14 protein-coding genes are annotated in these 19463 nt (G+C 61.0%); 8 read left to right on the top strand and 6 right to left on the bottom strand.

Features of this window, described 5'->3' with window-relative positions; all coding sequences use genetic code 11:
- Positions 1-21: 21 nt before the first annotated feature.
- The 3 genes from M5B97_RS00160 to M5B97_RS00150 form a co-directional block, all read right to left on the bottom strand.
- Positions 22-693 carry a GntR family transcriptional regulator gene (locus tag M5B97_RS00160; RefSeq protein ID WP_134657218.1) on the bottom strand — a complete coding sequence of 224 codons (672 nt, stop codon included), beginning with the start codon at positions 691-693 and terminating at the stop codon, positions 22-24.
- A 280-nt stretch (positions 694-973) separates the two neighbouring features.
- Positions 974-3109, bottom strand: a complete 2136-nt coding sequence (locus tag M5B97_RS00155) for a TonB-dependent receptor (RefSeq protein WP_248730336.1) — start codon at positions 3107-3109, stop codon at positions 974-976.
- 181 nt (positions 3110-3290) lie between these two features.
- The gene (locus M5B97_RS00150; RefSeq protein ID WP_248730335.1) at positions 3291-3890 is read right to left on the bottom strand and encodes a TetR family transcriptional regulator; all 600 of its coding nucleotides are present in this window, start codon (positions 3888-3890) and stop codon (positions 3291-3293) included.
- A gap of 229 nt (positions 3891-4119) precedes the next feature.
- Here M5B97_RS00150 and M5B97_RS00145 point away from each other — a divergent pair, with 229 nt between their 5' ends.
- Entirely contained in the window at positions 4120-4902 is a 783-nt protein-coding gene (locus M5B97_RS00145; RefSeq protein WP_248730334.1) for an SDR family oxidoreductase, read from the top strand.
- A 92-nt stretch (positions 4903-4994) separates the two neighbouring features.
- Complete coding sequence (locus M5B97_RS00140) at positions 4995-5993, top strand: NADP-dependent oxidoreductase (RefSeq protein WP_248730333.1); 999 nt, start codon at positions 4995-4997, stop codon at positions 5991-5993.
- On the opposite strand, the gene M5B97_RS00135 is transcribed toward M5B97_RS00140, so the two are convergent.
- Both M5B97_RS00135 and M5B97_RS00130 read right to left on the bottom strand, forming a co-directional pair.
- Complete coding sequence (locus tag M5B97_RS00135) at positions 5994-7328, bottom strand: LLM class flavin-dependent oxidoreductase (RefSeq protein WP_248730332.1); 1335 nt, start codon at positions 7326-7328, stop codon at positions 5994-5996.
- A gap of 23 nt (positions 7329-7351) precedes the next feature.
- On the bottom strand, positions 7352-8308 hold the full coding sequence (locus M5B97_RS00130; protein ID WP_134657212.1) for an ABC transporter substrate-binding protein: 957 nt from the start codon (positions 8306-8308) through the stop codon (positions 7352-7354).
- Between the two features lie 281 nt (positions 8309-8589).
- On the opposite strand from M5B97_RS00130, the gene M5B97_RS00125 reads away from it, so the two are divergent.
- The 5 genes from M5B97_RS00125 (at position 8590) to M5B97_RS00105 (ending at position 17261) form a co-directional block, all read left to right on the top strand.
- Positions 8590-10188, top strand: a complete 1599-nt coding sequence (locus M5B97_RS00125; RefSeq protein ID WP_248730331.1) for an efflux transporter outer membrane subunit — start codon at positions 8590-8592, stop codon at positions 10186-10188.
- A 31-nt stretch (positions 10189-10219) separates the two neighbouring features.
- Positions 10220-11407 carry an efflux RND transporter periplasmic adaptor subunit gene (locus M5B97_RS00120; RefSeq protein ID WP_248730330.1) on the top strand — a complete coding sequence of 396 codons (1188 nt, stop codon included), beginning with the start codon at positions 10220-10222 and terminating at the stop codon, positions 11405-11407.
- 9 nt (positions 11408-11416) lie between these two features.
- A complete protein-coding gene (locus tag M5B97_RS00115) occupies positions 11417-14485 on the top strand; it encodes an efflux RND transporter permease subunit (protein ID WP_248730329.1) in 3069 nt (1022 codons plus the stop codon).
- 206 nt (positions 14486-14691) lie between these two features.
- Positions 14692-15561 carry an oxaloacetate decarboxylase gene (locus M5B97_RS00110; RefSeq protein WP_134657208.1) on the top strand — a complete coding sequence of 290 codons (870 nt, stop codon included), beginning with the start codon at positions 14692-14694 and terminating at the stop codon, positions 15559-15561.
- 377 nt (positions 15562-15938) lie between these two features.
- Positions 15939-17261: an OprD family porin gene (locus M5B97_RS00105; RefSeq protein WP_248730328.1), complete on the top strand. Its 1323-nt coding sequence runs from the start codon at positions 15939-15941 to the stop codon at positions 17259-17261.
- A gap of 46 nt (positions 17262-17307) precedes the next feature.
- On the opposite strand, the gene M5B97_RS00100 is transcribed toward M5B97_RS00105, so the two are convergent.
- On the bottom strand, positions 17308-18663 hold the full coding sequence (locus M5B97_RS00100; protein WP_134657206.1) for a PAS domain-containing methyl-accepting chemotaxis protein: 1356 nt from the start codon (positions 18661-18663) through the stop codon (positions 17308-17310).
- Positions 18664-18848: 185 nt separating this feature from the next.
- Between M5B97_RS00100 and M5B97_RS00095 the strand changes: the two genes are divergently transcribed.
- The gene (locus tag M5B97_RS00095) at positions 18849-19229 is read left to right on the top strand and encodes a RidA family protein (RefSeq protein WP_248730327.1); all 381 of its coding nucleotides are present in this window, start codon (positions 18849-18851) and stop codon (positions 19227-19229) included.
- The last annotated feature ends 234 nt before the right edge of the window (positions 19230-19463 follow it).

The raw sequence follows: 19463 nt of genomic DNA, 5'->3' as shown, positions 1-19463 counted from the left end.
AGTCAAAACACGACAGCTTTTTTATTGTTTTTCGGATTGCAGGAATTGAATCAGCGCCGGCACCGTGCCTTCGATGTGCTCACGCACCACGGCTTCGGCACGGGCAGCGTCACCGGCGCGAATCGCTTCAAGGATCACTGCATGCTCCTGGCGCGCGCTGAGAGGTTTTTCACCGTGCTGCAACCACAAGCGCATGGGCGCCTCGACCAGCGAGTACAGCGCCGAAATCTGCTTCAGCAAACGCGGTCGGCCGCTGAGGCTGCACAGGTATTCATGAAACGCACGGTGGCGACTGACCCAGGCAGCGCTCTCGTCGCGGTAGTCGTCCATTTCGTCCAGCAGGCGTTCCAGCGCCGCCAGTTGACGCTCGCCGATATGGCCGACCGCGACGCGCACCGCCAACCCTTCCAGGGCGCTGCGCATCTCGAACACCTCATGCAGCTCATCGATATCCAGACCGCTGACAACAGCGCCACGGTTGGGCCGCAGGGTGACGAGGCCCTGGGCATCCAGGCGCCGGAACGCCTCGCGCACCGGCATGCGGCTCATGCCGATCTCACTGGCAATATCTTCGGCGATCAGCCGGTCACCCTTGCGGTAACGTCCGTTACAAATGGCTTCGAGCAGAAAGTTGTAGGCCTCCTCCTCGGCAGTCAGGGGCTGGCGATCAACGTAAGCGGGGGCAAACTGCATGGGCTGCACCTTTGGTTTTTTGTATCCAATTATCCACGGATACACAAAAGCAGAATGCGTGCCATCTATCTTTGAGGAAGGTAACTCTTTGATTCGGCGCGAATAAACGCAACGATCCGGCAAGAGCGCTGAGTGCGGTTAAGACAATGTGCTACCAAATAGCACACGGAATGCGCCAGGAGGGGGCATGCTCCTGGCGTCGTAACAATCGATTTGCTACCCAACGAGGCAACCGCTGACCGAGACGGCGCATTGCACGCCGTGTTCTATTGGCCAGTGATTACAGGGTGTAGGAAATCCCCACCTGGACCGTACGCGGTTCACCAGGATAGGCATAGAAGTTCAGGAACGAGCCTTCTTCGTACTCACGATTGAACAGGTTCTTCACGTCAAGATTGAGCCTGACCTTTTCATTGACCTTGTAGTAACCCAGCAGGTCGACGACCGTGTAAGACCCCATCGAGAACGTGTTGTTGGCAGTCTGGCCGGCACGCTCGGCCACGTATTTGCCCCCGGCGCCCAGGCCCAACCCTTTAAGTGCGCCGTCCTGGAACTCATAAACGTTAAGCAGGCTGAAGCTGTTGCGCGGGATATTTGCCAGGCGCGTACCGGTGCGAACGGTCGTGTCCTTGGTCACTTCGGCATCCACATAGGCGTAGCCGCCGATCACCCGCCACTCGGGCGTCAGGTTGCCGGCCACGTTCAGATCGAAGCCGCGACTGCGCACCTGCCCCGTCGCGACATTGAAGGCTGAGTCAACGGGGTCGACGCCTTGAACATTTTTCTTGTCGATCTGGTAGACCGCCGCGTCGACGCTCAACTGCTGGTCAAGCGCTTCCCACTTCACGCCCATCTCATAGGACTTGCCCTCCTCCGGATCAAACCCGCCGCCTTGGCGACTCGCGCCCGTGTTGGGCTTGAACGAGCGCGCGGCATCAGCGTAGATCGCGACGGTGTCGGTGAGGTCATACATGACGCCGACCCGTGGGGTAACCGCGTTGTCGGCGGCGTTCCAGCTTTTGACATTCGGTACGTAGGATTCGTATTCGTGTTCGAAGCGCTCGAAGCGCGCGCCCGCCAGCAGCTTCAGACGCTCGGTCAGCGCCACCTGGTCCTGCACGAAGGCTGCGTAAGTCTTGAGGTTTTCTTTATCGTGGGTCGGCGTACGGGTCAGGGCCGGCCGTGGCTGACCATAGACCGGGTTGAAGATATCGATCGGGAATGTCCCCGCCGCAGCGCTGGAACGCTGGATGATTGACTTGTAATCGTAGTCTTCATACTCAATTCCGGTGAGCAGCGTGTGCTCCAGGCCCCCAGTGGAGAAGTGCCCGGTCAGGTTGAGCTGGTAGTCCTTGTCGGTCCATTCCAGCTTGCGGTAGTTGAAGTTGCGCTGCAGGGTACGCCCGTCGGCATTCAGGCTCGTCGGGTCGTTCGCCTCAACGCCATTGCCTTTCATCGTACCGTCAAGCCACTGGAAGCCACCGGCCAGGGTCCAGTTGTCGTTGAGCAGGTGCTCGAAACGCAACTGGGCCATGTTGTTGTCGTTGTGCAGGTCACCGGCATATTTTTCACCCCAGAAGGTGTCGCGTGACGGCGTACCACGCTGGTTGGCGAAACGGGTCAGGCCACGATCCAGCGGGTGATTGTTACGCATGAAGTCGCCTTCGAAGATCACCTTGGTGTCATCGGTGGCCTGCCAGGTCAGCACCGGTGTCACGCCGTAGCGTTCGGTTGAGACATGGTCCCGGAAGGTATCACCGCCCTCACCCACCACGTTCAGCCGATAGGCCAGGCGGCCTTGTTCATCCAGCGGGCCGGACGCATCGAGCGTGCCGCGTTTCATGCCCTGATCATCCAATTGGCTGCCCAGCGTGACCGTGCGCTCGGCCAGTGGCTGCTTGGAGACCACATTGAAGGTACCGCCGGGATCACCCCGGCCATAGAGCATGGTGGCCGGTCCGCGCAGCACTTCAAGACGCTCGATACCGTTGGCGTCCGGCATGCTCGGGTAGCCCCGATTGATCGGAAAACCGTTGCGATAGAACTCGGCGGTGGTAAAGCCTCGTACCGTGAAGCTGGTCAGCCCTTGCCCGCCGAAGTTGTTGGCCCGGCCAACGCCACCCGCATAGTCCAGGGCCTCCTGCAATCGAGTCGCACCAATGTCCTCGACCACGTCTTTGGGAACGACGCTGATGGACTGAGGGGTTTCATGAATCGAGGTGTCGGTGCGCGTCGCGCTGGCCGAGCGCGTGGCACGGTAGCCCTTGACCGGCCCTTGGGCCGTCTCATTGTCCATTTCGCCGGTGATCGTGGTCGCCTGCAATTCGAGGCTGGTATTTTCAGTGGGGGTCCCCTCCGCCCACGCCAGTGGGGAGAATGCTTGAAGCACACAGAGGGAAATCAGGGTACGACGCATGGATGCTGGACCTTGTGGACGAGTCGACGAGAAAGTGAGCCTGGCAAGAATTCGGCGGATCTTATATCAATAATTCTTGTTTGGCACTGATTCTCATTAACTGTTTTTCGAGTATCCACTGTGTATCAGTCGTTTAACCAATCCAGGCGAAAAAGACGCTCCACTGGCCCACACCAATCAATCAAGGGCCGACACTGTCACTGACAACCTCATCACCCGGTAACGAAGCCAGCATCTCGGCCCGGCACACCTCAAGAATCTCGTCAGCCAGCGCCGAATCGTCCGGGCAAGCACGCGACAAAACAATCGCGCCTACCGCTCGGGACAGCAGGTCGATCATTTGCTTTCTGCCCTCGTCCGCCGCGGTGTCCGGCCCCGTCGGGTATTTCTCCCCCAGCGTGCGCACGAGCTGTTCGATCCCTTCGGCGAAGGTCGTTCTCAGATCGTCCGATTGACGCGCCGCGTCGCCCCCTAACGCGGCCAGGGTGCAACCGTTGCTACGCCTGTCCCGATGTTCTCGCGTCACATAAACGTTGATGAAGCCTGGAACATCCAGCGAATCAGCCCCCACCATCGATTTGGACAGACTGCAGGCCGAGGCTTCGGCCATCAGGTCGGCCTTGGAGCCGAAATGCTTGTAGAAGCCTCCGTGGGTGAAGCCCGCAGCGGCCATGAGGTCCGCGACGCCGACGCCGTCAAAGCCGCGTTCACGGAACATCTCGGAAGCCGTTTCAACGATGTGCTCTCGATTGGCCTGGGCCTGGGCCTTGGTCACTCTCACGTGTAGTACCTCGCGTTCGCTGGAGTTCAGGCGGCCAATGATACATTGATGTTGGTCATAATCAAAACCGTTGACAGCTTAGATTTCGATCATCATCATAAAAACACGCAACAAGGACCTCCATCAGCACGCATCGAACAACCGACGCCGCTGAATCGAGCGCCAGCGCAGGCTGGGCAGTCATTGATCGCGCTTTTTGTTCCCCACTTCCCGCAAGAGAGATGAACCCATGAGCAATCGCCCCACTGTTTTGATCACTGGTGCCTCTACCGGCATTGGCGCCGTTTACGCCGCACGTTTCGCGCAACGCGGCCATGACCTGGTATTGGTCGCTCGGGACCAGGTCCGCCTGGACGCACTCGCCGCCCGGTTGCGCAACGAACACAAGGTCAACATCGATGTCATCCCGGCGGACCTGACCCAACTTGGCGATCTGGCCACCGTAGAAACCCGCCTGCGCGACGACGTCCGTATCGGTATCCTCGTCAACAACGCCGGCGCAGCCTTGTCCGGCAGCTTTGTCGACCAGAGCACCGACAGCGTTGCGCAACTGGTCGCTCTCAACACCACCGCGCTGGTGCGGCTGGCCAGCGCCATCGCCCCGCGCCTGGCCAAGGCGGGCGAAGGCGCGATCATCAACATCGGTTCGGTGGTCGGCCTGGCGCCGGAGTTCGGCATGTCGGTCTACGGTGCGACCAAGGCGTTTGTGCTATTCCTTTCCCAAGGCCTGAGCCTGGAGCTTTCGCCGCTGGGTGTGTACGTGCAGGCCGTTCTGCCCGCCGCAACCCGCACAGAGATCTGGGATCGCTCCGGCATTGACATCAACACCCTGAACGAAATCATGGAGGTGGATGATCTGGTGGATGCCGCACTGGTCGGTTTCGATCGGCGTGAAGCGGTGACTATTCCGCCGCTGCACGAAGCCGAACGCTGGGATGGCCTGCAGACCGCGCGTCAGGGCCTGCTTCAGCACATCCGCCAGTCTGCGGTTGCCCAGCGCTACCTGCCCTGACAGTGATCATTGAGTTGCGATCACACGCAGGCGTCGATGCAGGCGCACCAGACACTGCATCGACGCTACCCACCGACAGGAGCCGCACCACGATGAAAGCCTTTGTAATAGATCGCTATGGCAAGAGCGCCGGTCGCCTTGGCGAAGCGCCCGCCCCGATCGTGGGGGCCCACGACGTCTTGATTGAGGTGCATGCCAGCAGCGTCAACGTGCTGGACGCAAAGATCCGCAAAGGCGAGTTCAAGTTGATCCTGCCTTACTCGCTTCCGCTGGTGCTGGGTAATGACCTGGCGGGCGTCGTGGTGGAAGTGGGCGCGCACGTGCAACGTTTCAAACCGGGCGACGAAGTCTACGCCCGCCCGCCTGAAGCACGGATCGGGACGTTCGCCGAACTGATCGCGGTCAACGAAAACGCGATTGCCCTGAAACCTGCCAATCTCGACATGGCGCACGCCGCGTCCATCCCCTTGGTCGCCCTGACCGCCTGGCAAGTACTGGTCGAAACCGCCCGATTGCAACGCGGCCAGAAAGTGCTGATCCACGCTGGCTCGGGCGGTGTCGGCAGCCTCGCGATTCAGCTCGCCAAACACCTCGGTGCCTTTGTCGCGGCTACCACCAGCACGGCGAATGTGGAATGGGTCAAGGCACTGGGAGCCGACCTGGTGATTGACTACACACAACAGGACTTCGACAGCGTCCTGCATGACTACGACGTGGTGTTGAACAGCCTCGGCGCGGACGTATTGGCGAAGTCGCTCAAGGTCCTCAAGCGCGGTGGGCAACTCATTTCCATCTCTGGCCCACCCACTGCGCAATTCGCTCAGGAGCAAGGGCTGTCCTGGCCACTGCAGCAGGTCATGCGCCTGCTGAGTTTGGGTATCCGGCGCAAGGCGCGCAAACAGGGCGTGCGCTACGCGTTCGTGTTCATGCGGGCCGATGGCGCACAACTGCAACACATCAGCGCGCTGATTGAGGCCGGAGTCATCCGGCCGGTGATTGACCGCGCCTTCACCTTTGAAGCCACGGCGCAGGCGTTGGCTTACGTCGAGCAGGGACGGGCCAGGGGCAAGGTGGTGATTACGCTCAAATGATCACCTCGCCGATGGATGAAAGGATGAGGTGCTCGCAGTCAACCCCAGGCTTTCGCGCAACGTCGTCCCTTCATAGGCCGTGCGATACACACCGCGCGCCTGCAACAGCGGTATGACTTCCCGTGTAAAACGCTCGAACTGCTCCGGATGCCCAATATAGATATTGAACCCATCCACCGCCCGCGCTCCAAACCAATCCGCCATTTTCTGCGCAACGGTGTCCGCCGTCCCCACAAAGGCCCCCGGGCGCAGTTGCCGGCCGAACTCGACGGCCTGGCGCAGCGTGAAGCCCTTCTCCCGAGCCTGGTCGGCAATGCGTTTGGCGGCGGTGAAAAAGCTGCTGCGTGCCGCCTCCAGGCTCTCCTGCGGAAACGGCGCATCGAGGTCGTACTGGCTGAAATCATGCCAGCCGAAATTGCGCCCGAACTCTTTCAACGCCAACTCAAAGCTATGGTCGGCCTGATGGTAGTGCCGTTCGATTTCACGGGCGTGTTCATCGGTGTCGCCCACATAGATCTCCGCCCCCGGCATTACCAGTAACTGTTCGGGATCGCGACCGTGCTGCACCGCCCTGCCCTTTATATCCCGATAAAACGCCTGGCCCTGCTCGATGCTCGCCGCATGGGTAAAGATCACATCGGCTGTGGCGGCGCCCAGGTCGCGGCCTTGCTCTGAGTCGCCGGCCTGGAAGATCACCGGCTGGCCTTGGGGCGAGCGCTGGATATTCAGCGGCCCGACCACCGAGAAATGCTCGCCTTTATGATTCAGGCTGTGCAGCTTGTCGGGGTCGAAAAACCGGCCGGTGGCGCGGTCGCGCACAAAGGCATCGTCCTCGTACGAGTTCCACAGGCCCTGCACCACTTGGACGTGTTCGGCTGCGCGGGTATAGCGGGTGTCGTAGTCATAATGTTCATCGCGACTGTAATTGCCGGCGGTACCGGCGTCTCCGCTGGTGACCACGTTCCAGCCGGCGCGGCCTTTGCTGATCAGATCCAGGGAGGCCAGGCGGCGGGCGACGTTGTACGGTGAGTTGTATGAAGTCGTCAGGGTGCCGACCAGCCCTATATGCCGCGTACTCACGGCCAGTGCCGATAACAGCGTCAGCGGTTCCAGGCGATTGAGGTAGTGGGATGGCGACCCGGGCGTAATGAACTGGCTGTCGACGATAAACATCAAGTCGAACAACGCCGCTTCGGCCTGTTGCGCGATCTCGATATACCAGTCGATGTTGACGCTGGCATCGGCGGGCAGTTGCGGGTCAAGCCACAGGTTGTGGCGACCCGGCCCGCCACACCCCATGGTCAGGGCACCCAGTTTGAGCTGTCTTTTGGTCATGTCTGACGTGTTCCTTGCGGCATTCAGGGCTGTGTTTCAGCGACGGTGGGTTGCAGGGCCGCCGAGAACGAGGTGTCGAACAGACTGGCGGCCGGATAGGACTTGACCAGGCCTTGGCTGGCGAAGAAGTCCACGGTTTTTTGCGCCTCCACTGGCGATTGGGCTGTCACGGGCTCCACGGTGGTGCGCGCCCGGGCAAACCAGGCCCGGGCGATATCCGCGTCGGCCCGGGTGCGCTTGGCCCAGGCATCGGCATAAGCGTCGGCGTTGGCCGGGCTTTGGCGGGTCCAGTCACGGGCTTTCTTCAGGCGCTGGAGAAAGTCATTGATCGGCGCACGCTTGGCATCCACGGCCTTGGCGTTGGCGGCAATAAAACTCTGGGCCGGGATCAGGCCGTCAGCCGTCGCGAGCACGCGCGCACCTTGGCGTTCCTGCTGCGTGACATAGGGTTCCCAGGTAGCGATGACGTCCACTGAGCCGCCTTCCAGTGCATGGGAAGCGTCCAGCGCACTGAGGTAGCGCAACTCCATCGAGTCCCGCGAAACCCCGGCTTTATCCAGTGCGGTCAGCAGCAGTTGCTGGCTCCAGGACCCTTTCCACACGGCTGCCCGCTTGCCCGCCAGGTCCGCCAGGCTGTGGATCGACGAATCCTTTCTCACCAGGATGGCCACGCCGTCGAGGTTCTGCCGGCTGACGGCGATAACCTTGATCGGCGCGCCCAATGCGCCCAGGAACAGCACCGGCGCGTCACCGAGCAAACCGATGTCCAGGCTGTTGGCATTGAGCGCTTCGGCGACCGGCGAGCCCGCGGTGAACTGTTTCCACTCCAGCTGATAAGGCAGGTCATCGAGCACACCCGCCGCCTCCATCACGGCCTGAGCGTTGTAGCTTTGGTCGCCCACCACCAGCGTTTGCGCGTGCGCAGTCAGACACAGCAATGCGGCAGCCATCGCGGCCACCAGTTTTGTCGGATAACGCACATTTATCTCCAGTACCTGTTCGTAAGACCGACAAGATGGGGGACTCACACCAGCCTGTAAAATACCAATAACGCATAACCTAATGCTGCAATAATGCTGAGTATGCATTTTCAGATCTGTCTATACGCCCGGTACAACGCGTCGATATTGCTTAGCGCCCTGCACCACCTACACTGATTTGAATCCAGCGCCCCGAGGGCCTTTTCCATGGCTCGCCTAGATCCACCTGCACGCATTGCTCAACAAAAAAAACAGTGACCCAACTGATTAATCGAGTCGATATGAACGAGCAGCCGCGGTGGCGTGTTTCACATCCTCTGGCTCCGCTTAGCCTGCTGTGCCTGGTGCTTGCCGGTTGTACGGTCGGGCCGGATTTTGCCCGCCCCGAGGTACCCGCAGAGGCCGATTACACCAGGGAAAAGCTCGCCACCACTGCCAAGGCCGACATCGACACCGGTGGCGCAGCGCAACGCTTGATCGCAGGGATGGACATTCCGGGGCAATGGTGGACGCTGTTCCGCTCACCGACGTTGAATGACCTGGTCGAAGAGGCCCTGCGCGCCAACCCGGATGTGAGTGCCGCGCAAGCAGCCTTGCGCCAGGCCAACGAGCGGGTGTACGCCGACCAGGCATCGCTGTTTCCCTCGGTCGACGCCAATCTGCAAAAAGCCCGGGAGAAAGTATCCGGCGTCACGACGGGCGCACCGTCGTCGCCGATTCTCACGGTCAGCTCGGCATCGCTCAGCGTGTCGTATGCCCCGGACGTGTTCGGCGGCACCCGACGGCAGATCGAATCCACCACGGCCCAGGCCGAGTACGAACGTTTCCAGCTGGAGGCCACCTACCTCACGCTGACGTCCAATGTGGTCAACACGGCGGTGAGCCTGGCGTCTTTGCGCGATCAAGTGGCGGCCACCGAGGCCATCATCCGCCTGCAAAGCGACCAGCTCGACGTGTTGCAGTCCCAGCGACAACTGGGTGCCATCGGCAATGCCGACGTGCTCACCCAACAGACCGCACTGGCCCAGACCCGCGCCACCCTGCCGCCCCTGCAAAAGCAATTGGCGCAGACCCGCAACCAACTGATGGCCTACCTGGGCCGCTTTCCCAATCAGGACCGGGGCGAACGTTTCCAACTCGCCTCCCTGCACCTGCCGCAGGAGCTGCCTGTCAGCCTGCCCTCGGCGATTGTCGGCCAACGGCCGGATGTGCGTTCCGCCCAGGCTCAATTGCATCAGGCCAGCGCCAATATCGGTGTGGCCGTCGCCAATCAGTTGCCGCAGTTCAGCATTACCGGCTCCGTCGGCTCCACGGTGGCGAGCGGGAGCCGGCTGTTTTCCGCCGGCTCGGGCGTCTGGAGCCTGGCGGGTTCGATCGCCCAACCGATCTTCGATGCCGGCGCCCTTGAACATCGCAAACGCGCTGCCGTGGCGGCCTATGACGAATCCGCGGCGCGTTATCGCGGCACTGTGTTGACCGCGTTCCAGGATGTGGCCAATGCACTGCGCGCGTTGGAAGCCGACGCCGAGACACTCAACCAGCAGGTCGCCGCCGAGCGTTCCGCGCAAGCCAACCTGGACCTGGTGCAGGCCCAATTCCGCCTGGGTGCGGTGGCTTACATCAACCTGCTCACGGCCCAGCAGACCTACCAGAACACGGTACTGGCGCGCGTCAGGGCGCAGGCTGCCCGCTACAGCGATACCACGGCCCTCTTCCAGGCATTGGGTGGCGGCTGGTGGAACCGCGCCGATGTAGACCCCGCCACCCAGGGTCACCCGGACCGCTTCGGGCTGCCGTCGTGGCAGGAGCTCAAACCGGCCGACAAGCAGAACGCGCATCGCGCCATCGCTACGCCCGCCAAAGCGGCGTGGTTGGACTGAACCCCGAATCATTGAAACAGCGAGACTCTCCATGGCCGACGTCCAGACTGCCTCTCCCCCGCCCACCGAGCCCGGCGTACCGCGCAAACGTCGACTGTGGCGGCCGATGCTGATCATGCTCGCGTTAGTGCTGGTGATTGTCGCGATTATCGTCGCGGTGAAATTCGTGCAGATTTCCGCGCTGATCGCCCAGTCAAAGCAGCCCTTGCCCGCCGCCGTGGTCACCGCCATGCCCGTGCCCTATGCCGATTGGCAACCCAGCGTGACGGCCGTGGGTTCTATGAAGGCCGTTCGCGGAGTCGACGTCACCACAGAAGTCGGCGGTATCGTGCGTACCCTCGGCTTCACGCCCGGGCAAGAGGTAGCGGCCCAGGCGCTCCTGGTCCAGCTGAATGCCGACTCCGACATCGCGCAACTCCACTCCCTTGAAGCGACTGCCGACCTGGCGGGTATTGTGCTCAAGCGCGACAAGGCGCAACTGGCGGTCAATGCGATATCCCAGGCCCAGGTCGACACCGACACAGCAGACCTGAAGGCCAAAGTCGCCGCGGTAGAACAGCAACGCGCGCTGGTGGCAAAAAAGACCATTCGCGCGCCGTTTGCCGGGCGCATCGGGATCACCCGCGTCAACCCGGGCCAATACCTCAACCCAGGCGACAAAATTGCCACGCTGCAGACCTTCGATCCCATCTATATCGACTTCACGGTGCCACAGACCCAGCTCGAGGCCATTGCCATCGGCCAGGGGGTTTCGGTGACTGCCGACGGCCTCTCCAAGCAAACCTTTACGGGCCGGATCAGCACTGTCGACACCCAATTCGATTCGGCCACGCGCAACGTCACTGTCGAAGCCACCGTCGAGAACCCCAGGCAAAGCCTGGTGCCCGGGATGTTTGCGCGTGCCGTGGTCAATTCGGGCGCGCCCCAGCGCTACCTCACCGTTCCACAGACCTCGGTGACCTACAACCCTTACGGCACCACGGTGTTCATCGCCACCTCGAGCAAAAACGACAAGGGTGAAGAGGTGCTCAGCGCGCAACAGACCTTCATCAAGACCGGCCCGGCCCGCGGCGATCAGGTGGCGATCGTGTCCGGTGTGAAGGAAGGCGATCTGTTGATCACCAGCGGCCAGATGAAGCTCAAGAATGGCTCGCCGGTGAAGGTCGACAACAGCGCCGCGCCGCTGAACGACCCCGCTCCGACTCCCCAAGAACATTAAAGGTGTCCCATGAAACTTACCGATACCTTTATCCACCGGCCGGTCTGGGCCGTGGTGGTCTCGCTGTTCATCCTGATCCTGGGGCTGCGCTCGATCTTCGAACTGCCGGTGAACCAGTGGCCGCGCACCGAAAACACCGTGGTCACCATCACCACCGCCTACTACGGTGCGGACGCGTCCACCGTGGCAGGCTTTATCACCCAGCCGCTGGAAGCCGCTATCGCTCAGGCCCAAGGCATTGACTACCTGTCCTCATCGAGCATTACCGGCGTCTCGACCATTACCGCTACCCTGCGGCTGAACTACGACGCGAGCAAAGCCCTCACCGAGATCAATACCCAGGTCAATTCGGTGAAGAACCAACTGCCCGCCCAGGCTCAGGAGCCGGTGCTGACGGTGGCCGTCGGGCAAACCACGGACGCCATGTACCTGGGGTTCTACAGCGACACGCTGCCCACCAACAACATCACGGACTACCTGGTGCGGGTGGTCAAACCCAAGCTCGATTCGATCCAGGGCGTGCAAACCGCAGAGATTCTCGGCGGTCGCCAGTTCGCCCTGCGCGCCTGGCTCGACCCGGACAAACTGGCGGCGCATAACGTCACCGCGCAGGACGTGTCCACCGCCCTGGCCAACAACAACTACTTGTCTGCGGTGGGCTCGACCCGTGGGCAATCGGTGACGATCGACCTGACGGCCGGCACCGATTTGCACACGGTGGATGAGTTCAAGCGCCTGGTCATCAAGCACAACGGCGATGCGCTGGTGTACCTGGAGGATGTGGCCACCGTGACGCTTGGCGCCGAAAGCTACGACAGCAGCGTGGCATTCTCCGGCAAGCGCTCGGTATTCATCGGCATCAAAGCAGCGCCTACGGCGAACATCCTGACGGTCGCCGACAGCGTGCGCGAGGCTTTCCCCGAGCTGCAATCGCAATTGCCCAGCGGGGTGCGCGGCGAGATCGTGTATGACTCCACCGAGTTCATCAACACGTCGATTTATGAGGTGGTAAAGACCCTGGTCGAAGCCATGATCATCGTCTCGGTGGTCATCTACCTGTTCCTCGGTTCGTTTCGCGCGGTGATCGTACCGCTGGTGGCGATTCCGCTGTCGCTGGTCGGCACGTTCTTCGTCATGTACCTGCTGGGTTACTCCATCAACTTGCTGACGCTGCTTGCCCTGGTACTGGCGATCGGGCTGGTGGTGGACGACGCGATTATTGTGGTGGAAAACGTCGACCGTCATATCAAGGAGGAAGGTAAAGGCGTGTTGGAAGCCGCGCTGATCGCGGCGCGCGAACTGGGCGGGCCGATCATTGCGATGACCGTGGTGTTGGTCGCCGCGTATGTGCCTATCGGGCTGCGCAGCGGCCTTACGGGCGCCCTGTTCAAGGAGTTCTGTTTCTCGCTGGCGGGCGCCGTGACCGTGTCGGCCGTGGTGGCGTTGACACTCTCGCCGATGATGACGTCCAGACTGTTCAAGCCCGGCCAGGAGGAAGGCCGTTTCGCCCGTCGGCTCGACCATTACTTTGACTGGCTTCGCAAGCGCTACCATCGCGTGCTGTCCGGCGGGCTGAACGTCTGGCCGGTGTTGGTGACCTTTGGCTTTATCTTGTTCCTGCTGGTCGCCGCCAGTGGCATGACCGCCAAGAGCGAACTGTCGCCCACCGAAGACCAGGGGTTGGTGTTCATGCAGATCAAAGGCCCGCCGACAGCCTCGCCCCAGCAGATGGAGCGCATTGCCGACCAGGCCTTCCAGATTGCCAACAAAGAACCCGAATATGCGCAGATGTTCCAACTGACCGGCCTGCCGGCACTCAACCAGGGCCTGGGTGGCGTGCTGCTCAAATCCTGGGCCGACCGTACACGCTCCCAGGCCCAACTGATTCTGGACCTGCAGCAAAAATGGAACCAGGTACCGGGCGCCAGCATCGCGGCCTTCCCGCTGCCCTCCCTGCCGGGTGCCCAGGGGTTGCCGGTGCAGTTTGTGATCACGACCACCGACTCGGTGGAAAACCTCAACGAAGTCGCGCAAGCGGTCATGGCCGAGGCCCGCAAACAACAGCTGTTCTGGTTCGCCGACATGGACTTGAAACTGGACAAACCGCAGGCCAGGCTGGTGGTCGACCGGGAGAAAATTGCCGCGTTGGGCATGACCCAGGCCGATGTGGGCGCGGCGTTGTCGGCCGCCTTGGGTGGCAACTACGTGAACTACTTTTCCACTGCCGGGCGCTCGTACAAAGTCATTCCCCAGGTGTTGCAGGTCAACCGTCTCAACCCCGAGCAGATTCTCGATTACTACATCCGCACGCCCACAGGCAGCATGATCCCGGCACGCACGGTGGCGCATATCGAGACCTCGACCCAGCCGGAATCGATCAACCACTTCCAGCAACTCAACTCGGCGACGCTGGGCGGCGTCAGTGGTGTGGCCCAGGGTGAACTGCTGGCGAAACTGAACACGATCCTCAACAACGTTGCGCCTTCCGGCTACACCTCGGACTTTGCCGGCGAGTCGCGGCAGTTCATGCAGGAGTCGGGTGGTTTCGTCGGCTTGCTGATGTTTTCGATCCTGATCGTCTACCTGGCCCTGGCCTTCCAGTTCGAGAGTTTCCGCGACCCGGTGGTGATCCTGTTCTCCGTGCCACCGGCGCTCTTCGGTGCGCTGGCCTTCATCACCATGGGCTACGCCTCGATCAACGTGTACACCCAGGTTGGCCTGGTGACGCTGTTGGGGTTGATCACCAAGCACGGGATTCTGATCGTGCAGTTCGCCAATGAGTTGCAGCGCGCCGGCCACAGTAAGCGTGAGGCGATTGAAGAAGCGGCCGCCGTGCGCCTGCGCCCGATCCTGATGACCACGGCAGCGATGGTGCTGGGCGTAGTGCCCCTGGTGTGGGCTTCCGGTGCCGGGGCTGCGGGGCGTCATGACATGGGGTTGGTGATCTTCGCCGGCTTGTCGATCGGCACGCTGTTGACCCTGTTCATGGTGCCGGCGATGTACATGTTCATGGGGGCCACGCACGCTCACGACGCGGGGCAATCGCTGCAGGAGCCAGCGCCGGCGAACGCTCCGTGACCCTCCCACAGGGCAAGTGACACGTCTCGCGTAAACCCTGGAGACGTGTCCAATTCTTCCGAATTTACGCCCCAAATTGGTGCCCCATGTTGGCGGCGCCTACCTCATGCTCAAACGTCATAATGCCCGGCCCGTCTGCATGGTAATCTCGCGCCACCATGAATAGACATTGATCGTCACTGAAGACGACAGAGCCAGGAAAGAACATGCCGAAAATCTCTCACTCAGCGTTGCGCCGCAACTTCCGTGAATTGCTTGCCAAGAAAATGTGCGTTGAAACCGCCTCGGTTTTCGACCCCATGTCCGCGCGTATCGCGGCCGACCTAGGGTTCGAGGTCGGTATCCTGGGTGGCTCGGTCGCTTCGTTGCAGGTACTCGCCGCCCCCGATTTTGCGCTGATCACCCTGAGTGAATTCGTTGAACAGGCGACCCGTATCGGGCGCGTGGCGCAGTTGCCCTTTATCGCGGACGCCGACCACGGTTATGGCAACGCCCTGAACGTGATGCGCACCGTCGAGGAACTCGAGCGTGCCGGCGTCGCGGCGCTGACGATTGAAGACACCCTGCTGCCGGCGCAGTTCGGGCGCAAATCCACCGACCTGATCTCCATCGAAGAAGGCATCGGCAAGGTCAAGGCAGCGCTTGAGGCACGTGTCGATCCGGAACTGTCGATCATCGCCCGCACCAACGCCGGTGTATTGCCGACCGCAGACGTTATCGAACGCACCAAGGCCTATGAAAAAGCCGGTGCCGATGGCATCTGCATGGTCGGCGTCAAAGACTTCGCCCACCTGGAGCAGATCGCGGCGAACCTCACGGTGCCGTTGATGCTGGTGACCTACGGCAATCCCCAGCTCAACGACAGCGAGCGCCTCGCCAGCCTGGGCGTGCGTGTCGTGGTGGCCGGCCATGGCGCCTACTTTGCGTCGATCAAGGCCACCTACGACAGCCTGCGCGCCCAGCGTAAGCTGACCCACAGCACCTCGAACCTGAGTGCCACCGAGCTGACGCATACCTACACGCTGCCGGAAAGCTATGTAGCGTGGGCTGAAAAATTCATGGATGTGAAAGAGTAACCGTCAGGGGCACACACAGATTGCCTCCATTCAATTGTTGGCGCTGCAATGCCCTGCCCCTACGTTAAGCGGATATAAAAAATCCGCCGCAGAACCTGCGGCGGAAAACCAAAGGGTTTTGTCGAAGCAGAGCGGCTAAGACCCTGACCACGCTACACCCGTAACCGATTAAATAATGTGAAGTTTAATTAATCGAGTTTAATCCCGCACAGGGCTGCGCGCCGCGAAAAATCTGCTGATAATCAAGCTCGACAACACGTCGAACACAATAAAAACGGCACTGCGCTCACCTGAAATACCTGCCCATAAAACCTGTACACCTTTTCAATAAAGTGCGGTGTAACTGTGCGCGTTCATTATTCCGGGGAAATAAGAACATGATCAAAAAGTGGAGCCTGTTGACGCTGGCGATAGGTGTCAGTATCAGCCAAGTCACCTTTGCCGAGTCCGTTACCGACCAGGCGGATTCCAAGGGGTTTATCGAAGGCAGCAGCCTCACCGGGCTGCTACGCAACTATTACTTTGACCGCGACCGCCAAAGCGGCAAGGCTGACAACCGCGACTGGACCCAGGGCGCGATGCTCAACTACGCCTCCGGCTTCACCCAGGGCACGATTGGTTTTGGCGTGGACGCCTACGCCTACGGCGCGATGAAGCTCGACGCTACGCACGCCGATGCAGGCACCGGTGACCTGCCGACCGACCGTCATGGCGACCCTGAAAACGGCTACGGTTCAGTGGGTGCAGCGGTGAAGCTCAAGGTCTCCAAGACCCAGCTGAAATTCGGTGACATGCAGCCTACCGCCCTCGTCTTCGCTACCGGCGGTACGCGTATTTTGCCGCAGACCGCCACCGGTTTTGACCTGACCAGCAGCGAGATCGCCGGGCTCGACCTGGAAGCCGGGCACTTCACCAGCACCAACAGCGGCATGACCAGCAACCATGACCACGATATCTACGCCACCTACGCCAACGTGGCGGCCAACAGTGCGAGCTTCGTCGGTGGCAAATACACCTTCACACCGTCGTTGAGCGCCACGCTGTATGCGGGTGAGTTGGAAGATATCTGGCGCCAGTACTACACCAACCTCAACTACGTCATTGCGTTGGGCAATGACCAGTCGTTGGCATTGGACGGCAACCTGTACCGTACCCTCGACACCGGCAGCGCCAAGGCCGGGGCGATCAACAACACGACCTACTCGGTTGCCGCGGCCTACTCGTTCCTGGCGGCCCATACCCTGACGCTGTCGTTCCAGAAAGTGCATGGCGACACGCCGTTCGACTACATCGGCACGGGTAACAATGGCGCGGGCGAAGGCGGCGATTCGGTGCTGCTGGCCAACTCGATACAGTGGGGCGACTTCAACGGCCCGGGCGAACAGTCCTGGGGTATCCGTTACGACCTGAATATGGCCAGCTTCGGCGTCCCCGGGCTGAGCTTCATGACCCGCTACGTCAACGGTTCCGACATCAATGGCACGCACACGCCGGCCAACAGTGCCTATGCCGGCGACTACGGCGCCGAGGGTGACCACCACGAGACCGATGTGGAGGCCAAATATGTGCTGCAGAGCGGCCCGGCGAAAAACCTGTCGTTTCGCATACGTGACGCCATGGTTTCATCCAACGCCGATCAGGGCGATGGGAAGTTGAATGAACTGCGGGTGATCGTCGATTACCCGTTCACCCTGTTGTAGCCGCTGAATGCACCGGCCAGCCAAGTGGCCGGCCGGTGCCCAGGCACTACCCAACCCAACCGACGGCCGTTTTAGGGATCACTTCGGACTCGTCCAGTTTCGAGGCAAACATGCTCACCGCGCGTACGGCGTCGCCGGTGCTGGTACGGATCTGCAAAATCACCGAGCCGGCCTGGTCCGCCAGGTTGACGCCGCGCTGCGCGCCCTCCTGGGTCGCGTTCATGCTGGACACCGCATCGCGGGTTTCCGAGAGGATCATGCCGATCATCTCGGCAATTTCCGCCGTGGAGCGGCTGGTTCGCCCCGCCAATTGCCTGACCTCGTCGGCCACCACCGCAAAGCCACGACCCTGGTCACCCGCCCGGGCCGCCTCGATGGCGGCGTTGAGCGCCAACAGGTTGGTCTGGTCGGCGATACCGCGGATGGTATTGACGATTGCGGTGATTTGCTCGGAGCGATCGCCCAACTGCCCGACCAGCCGTGCCGAGGCACCGATATTATCGGCGATGCGGCGCATTTCAGCGGCGGTCTCTTGAATCACCTCGGTGCCATGCTCGGCAAAGCGCTCGGTTTCCGACGAAATATGATAGGCCCGTGAGGCGCCGCGTGAGTCTTCCTCGAATTTCTCCACGCGCTCGGTGATGTCGCTGGCGAACTTGACGATTTTGATCAATTTGCCATCGCCGTCGTACACCGGGTTGTAGCTGGCCTCCAACCACACCACACGGCCATTTCTGCCGATACGCTTGAACTGTCCGGTAAAAAACTCTCCGTTGTTCAGCCGGCGCCAGAAGTCGCTGTATTCACTGCTGTTGACCAGTGCCGGCTCGCAGAACATGCGGTGGTGTTTGCCTTTGAGTTCCGGCAGTGAATACCCCATCACCTGCAGGAAGTTGTCATTGGCGTCGAGTACCACCCCGTTCAAATCGAACTCGATAGCCGCCATCGCCCGGTCCAGTGCAACCAGCCTGCTGCGGGTGGCGGCTTCCTGTTCGACTTTTTGCGTCACGTTCAGCGCGTACTTGACCACTTTCAGCACTTGGCCCTTTACGTCCAGCACGGGGTTGTAACTGGCCTCCAACCAGACAGTGTTGCCGTGGGAGTCCACACGTTTGAAAGTACCCGAGACGAATTTACCGGCCCTCAGATCATTCCAGAACGCCGTGTACGCGGGACTGCCGGTCAATTCAGGCAGGCAAAAATCACGATGGGTCTTGCCGACCAATTGGTCTGCGCTGTACCCCATGGTCGCCTGGAACGCCTCATTGGCACGCAGCACTCTGCCGGTCAGGTCGAATTCGACCACCGCCATGGAGCGTTCGAGTGCGCTGAACAACCCTTTGTATTGCGCCACCTCGGCCGTCCTGGCCGCCAGTTCTGTTTTCAATGCTTTATTGAACATGACGTACCCTCACTCGAGCGCTGTTTCACTGGTGCTTGAGTGTAGTATCGGCAGAAAAATAGCGACTTGAGGCGCAGAAAATAATTATTAATTGACGCCAAGTATTTGCTCATCAACCCCATGGAAGTGACCTGTGCAGCGCCAGTGTTTAGACTGGCGCCCCCCTTCTTCGACCCGAGCACATCATGGCCAACCACGACCTGAGCTTTATCCCCGATCCGGATGCTGATTCGATCTCCTCCGATGTCGTCGGCTTCAACGGCATCCTGGTTTCCACCCAGGTTCCGACCCGCGCCGACGGCAGCCTGGAACTGGGCGATATCACCCTGCAAAGCGAATGCACCCTGCAAGCGCTGAAAGTCGCCCTGGAGAAGGCCGGCAGTTCCATGGACCGGGTGATGCACCTGACCATTTACCTGACGGATATGGCTGACCGCGCCGCGTTCAACGAGGTCTACAAACGCTTTTTCGCCAAGCCATGGCCGGTGCGTGCGGCCGTTGGCGTTGCCTCCCTGGCCGTAGAAGGCATGCGCGTCGAAGTCACCGCGATGGCCGCCAAGGCCTGAGCAGCCCTCCGATAAAGTACGCGGGACCCCAGTGGGGGGCACTTGCTCCCGATGACGGTGCATCAGTCGCAAATAAGCTGACTGACCGGCCGCTATCGGGCGCAAGCCCCCTCACTCGAGCTGTGCCGCGTGGGTGACATGCATTGTTAAAGGCCAGCAAGTCATATCCCTTTAATTTGCAGGACGTTTCCTAGACAATCCCACCGCCTTGCGCCTGCTCACTTCACTGGCTAG

This window comes from Pseudomonas sp. MWU13-2517 (genome assembly GCF_023242545.1).
Classification (GTDB): domain Bacteria; phylum Pseudomonadota; class Gammaproteobacteria; order Pseudomonadales; family Pseudomonadaceae; genus Aquipseudomonas.
The sequence above is the reverse complement of the archived record's forward strand: the minus strand, read 5'-3'. Positions and strand labels throughout refer to the sequence as shown.

What these genes read in the sequence shown, in the direction of transcription:
- M5B97_RS00105 (WP_248730328.1), top strand. Translation starts at nt 15,939, where the DNA reads ATGATCAAAAAGTGGAGCCTGTTGACGCTGGCGATAGGTGTCAGTATC.
- M5B97_RS00160 (WP_134657218.1), bottom strand. Translation starts at nt 693, where the DNA reads ATGCAGTTTGCCCCCGCTTACGTTGATCGCCAGCCCCTGACTGCCGAG.
- M5B97_RS00155 (WP_248730336.1), bottom strand. Translation starts at nt 3,109, where the DNA reads ATGCGTCGTACCCTGATTTCCCTCTGTGTGCTTCAAGCATTCTCCCCA.
- M5B97_RS00110 (WP_134657208.1), top strand. Translation starts at nt 14,692, where the DNA reads ATGCCGAAAATCTCTCACTCAGCGTTGCGCCGCAACTTCCGTGAATTG.
- M5B97_RS00100 (WP_134657206.1), bottom strand. Translation starts at nt 18,663, where the DNA reads ATGTTCAATAAAGCATTGAAAACAGAACTGGCGGCCAGGACGGCCGAG.
- M5B97_RS00135 (WP_248730332.1), bottom strand. Translation starts at nt 7,328, where the DNA reads ATGACCAAAAGACAGCTCAAACTGGGTGCCCTGACCATGGGGTGTGGC.
- M5B97_RS00120 (WP_248730330.1), top strand. Translation starts at nt 10,220, where the DNA reads ATGGCCGACGTCCAGACTGCCTCTCCCCCGCCCACCGAGCCCGGCGTA.
- M5B97_RS00125 (WP_248730331.1), top strand. Translation starts at nt 8,590, where the DNA reads ATGAACGAGCAGCCGCGGTGGCGTGTTTCACATCCTCTGGCTCCGCTT.
- M5B97_RS00095 (WP_248730327.1), top strand. Translation starts at nt 18,849, where the DNA reads ATGGCCAACCACGACCTGAGCTTTATCCCCGATCCGGATGCTGATTCG.
- M5B97_RS00115 (WP_248730329.1), top strand. Translation starts at nt 11,417, where the DNA reads ATGAAACTTACCGATACCTTTATCCACCGGCCGGTCTGGGCCGTGGTG.
- M5B97_RS00145 (WP_248730334.1), top strand. Translation starts at nt 4,120, where the DNA reads ATGAGCAATCGCCCCACTGTTTTGATCACTGGTGCCTCTACCGGCATT.
- M5B97_RS00140 (WP_248730333.1), top strand. Translation starts at nt 4,995, where the DNA reads ATGAAAGCCTTTGTAATAGATCGCTATGGCAAGAGCGCCGGTCGCCTT.